The following is a 2,948-nucleotide window of genomic DNA, read 5'->3' on the forward strand; positions in this document are numbered from 1 at the left end:
GGTGCAGGAGGCACCGCCCCGTTTGATCCTGCACCACCCCCACCTCCTGCCTCCTCCCCGCAAGGGGGAGGAGAGGCGCACAGGATGAGCCGAGAGGGAGGGATTCAAGCGGCCGTCACGCCGCCGCGCGCCGCTCCACCATCCGCGCCAAGTAGGCCGCACCCAGCGGGATCAGGCTGTCGTCGAAGTCGAAGCTCGCGTTGTGCAGGCCCGGCCCCGGCGTGGCGCCGAGCCAGGCATAGGCGCCGGGCACCGCCGCGACCATGTCGGCGAAATCCTCGCTGCCCATGCGCGGCACGGTGTTGGGTTCGACCTTGTCGGCGCCGAACAGCTCCGAGGCGATCTCGGCGGCGGCCGCCGCCTGCTCGGGGTGGTTGTCGAGCACCGAGAAGACGTCGCGCAGATCCACGTCGATGGTCGCGCCGTAGGCCGCGGCGAAGCCCGCCGCCAGCTCGCGGATGCGCCTCGCGATCAGCTTGCGCAGCTCCGCGTCGAAGGTGCGCACGGTGCCGGCGAGATGCGCGCCCTCGGGGATGACGTTGTAGGCCGCGCCCGCATGGATCTGCGTGATCGAGACCACGGCGGATTTCAGCGGGTTGCTGTTGCGGCTGACGATCGATTGCATGGCCTGCGCCAGCCCCGTGGCGACCACGATCGGGTCGATGCCCTGATGCGGCATGGCCGCGTGCGCGCCGCGGCCGGTGATGCGGATGTCGAAGAAGTCGGCCGCCGCCATGATCGGTCCGGGGCGCACCTGCAGCACGCCGTGCGGCCCGTGCGGCGCGTTGTGGATCGCGTAGATCTCATCGACCGGAAATTTCTCGAACAGGCCGTCGGCGATCATCGCGCGGGCGCCGCCCAGACCCTCCTCCGCCGGCTGGAACACGAACACCGCGGTGCCGTCGAAATCCCGCGTCTCGGCGAGGTAGCGGGCGGCGCCGATGAGCATGGTCGTGTGCCCGTCATGCCCGCAGGCATGCATTTTTCCCGGCACGGTGGAGCGGTAGGGGAGGTTGGTCTCCTCGGTAATCGGCAGGGCGTCCATGTCGGCGCGCAGCCCGATCCGGCGCGAGCCCGGCCGGCCCCGCAGCACGCCGACCACACCGGTCTTTCCGAGCCCCCGGTGGACCTCGATGCCGAATTTCTCGAGCTGCTCGGCGACGATGCCGGAGGTGCGGACCTCCTCGAAGCCGATCTCGGGATGGGCGTGGAGATCCCGCCGCAGGGCGGTCAGCTCGTCGGCATAGGTGCGGATGCGGTCGATCGTGTTCATGCGCTGGTATCCTCGCAGCGGCGGAAGGGCGACATCGCCTCGTACTCGGCGATGGCCGCGCGCACATGGCTGCGCTCCCGCCTCAGATAGTCGGCGACGGCCCGGCCGAGGCTCGGGTCGGCGATGTCGTGGGCCGAGTACATCGGCACGGGGCGGTAGCCGCGGGCGAGCTTGTGCTCGCCCTGGGCGCCGGCCTCGACCCGCTTCAGCCCGCGGGCGATCGCGAAGTCGATGGCCTGATAGTAGCAGACCTCGAAATGCAGGAAGGGGTGATCCTCGATGCAGCCCCAGTTGCGGCCGTAGAGCGCCGTGTCGCCGATGAAGTTGATGGCGCCCGCGATCGGCCGGCCCGCATTCTTCGCGATCACCAGCAGGATGCGATCCGCCATCCGCTCGCCGATGAGCGAGAAGAAGCGGCGGTTGAGGTAGGGCCGGCCCCATTTGCGGGCGCCGGTGTCCTGATAGAAGGCGTAGAAGGCGTCCCAATCGGCTTCCGAGAGGTCGGCGCCGGTCTTGTGCTCGACCGTGATTCCCCGGCTCAGGGCGTCCCGCCGCTCGCGCTTGATCGCCTTGCGCTTGCGCGCGGCGAGCGCCCCGAGGAAGTCGTCGAAGCCGGCGTAGCCCTCGTTCACCCAGTGGAACTGCTGGTCCATGCGCGGCAGCATTCCGAGGCGCTCCGCCTGCCCGGCCTCGCGCTCGCGCATGAAGGTGACGTGGATCGAGGAGGCGTCCGTCTCGGTCCGCAGGGCGCGCAGGCCCGCGACGAGGGCCGAGGCCGCAGTGTCGGGATCCTCGCCGGGCGCGACGAGGAAGCGGGGGCCGGTGACGGGCGTGAACGGGACGCTCACCTGGAGCTTCGGATAGTAGCTGCCCCCGGCCCGCTCGTAGGCGTCGGCCCAGCCGTGGTCGAACACATATTCGCCCTGGCTGTGGGACTTCAGGTAGCAGGGCGCGGCGCCGACGAGCTTGCCCTCGCGCTCGACGCGGACATGCAGCGGCAGCCAGCCGGTGCGGCGGGAGACGCATCCCGCCTCCTCCAGCGCCGAGAGGAAGGCGTGGGAGGTGAACGGGTTGAAGGTCTCGTCGCCGGCGCCGAGCGTCTCGGGCGAGGTGGCGCAGGCGTCCCATTCGGCCGCGTCGAACCGGGCCATGCCCGGCACGGCGCGCACCTGAAGGACGGGCTCGGGAGCGGTCGCCGTCGCGGGGGTGGTCATGGGCGGCAAGGTAGAGCGCTTGGGCGCGGAAGTGGATACCGGATCGGCACGGGCGGGGCGCGACAAAACGGGGCCGGGCGCGACGGGAAGCGAAGCCGCTGTGACTCGGGCGCCCGCGCCGCTTGATCCGGCCCCCGCCGGGCGCCCATATCGCGTTCATGTGCGGGCGCTTCTTCATCGGTCAGCCGCCGGAGGTCTACCGCGCCTTCTACGGCTATTCCGAGCAGCCGAACTTTCCCGGCCGCTTCAACGTGGCGCCGACCCAGCCGGTGCCGGTGGTCCTGCGCGAGAGCGGCGAGCGCCACTTCCGGCTGATGCGCAGGGGCCTGTGGCCGGCCTGGCTCAAGGACCCGTCCGACTTCCCCGTCCTGTTCAACGCCCGCATCGAGACGGCGGGGGAGAAGCCGGCCTTCCGCGGGGCGCTGCGCCACCGCCGCTGCGTGTTCCTCGCCGACGGCTTC

Annotated in this window: 3 protein-coding genes; 1 reads left to right on the forward strand and 2 read right to left on the reverse strand. The window is 71.0% G+C overall.

Annotated elements, in window-relative coordinates; all coding sequences use genetic code 11:
* Positions 1-115 precede the first annotated feature (115 nt).
* Together MFF42_RS13100 and MFF42_RS13105 are read right to left on the reverse strand one after the other, a co-directional pair.
* Positions 116-1,273 (reverse strand): M20 aminoacylase family protein, encoded by a 1,158-nt coding sequence (locus tag MFF42_RS13100; protein WP_238256116.1) that lies wholly within the window; start codon positions 1,271-1,273, stop codon positions 116-118.
* On the reverse strand, positions 1,270-2,487 hold the full coding sequence (locus MFF42_RS13105) for a GNAT family N-acetyltransferase (RefSeq protein WP_238256117.1): 1,218 nt from the start codon (positions 2,485-2,487) through the stop codon (positions 1,270-1,272). The genes MFF42_RS13100 and MFF42_RS13105 overlap by 4 nt, the downstream gene beginning before the upstream one ends.
* A 158-nt stretch (positions 2,488-2,645) precedes the next feature.
* Between MFF42_RS13105 and MFF42_RS13110 the strand changes: the two genes are divergently transcribed.
* Positions 2,646-2,948: SOS response-associated peptidase (locus tag MFF42_RS13110; protein ID WP_238256118.1), on the forward strand; the 303-nt coding region annotated here is incomplete at its 3' end.

The organism is Methylorubrum podarium, from assembly GCF_022179745.1.
Taxonomy (GTDB): Bacteria; Pseudomonadota; Alphaproteobacteria; order Rhizobiales; family Beijerinckiaceae; genus Methylobacterium; species Methylobacterium podarium.

Coding starts and splice junctions, on each gene's coding strand:
- MFF42_RS13100 (WP_238256116.1), bottom strand. CDS start 1,273: ATGAACACGATCGACCGCATCCGCACCTATGCCGACGAGCTGACCGCC.
- MFF42_RS13105 (WP_238256117.1), bottom strand. CDS start 2,487: ATGACCACCCCCGCGACGGCGACCGCTCCCGAGCCCGTCCTTCAGGTG.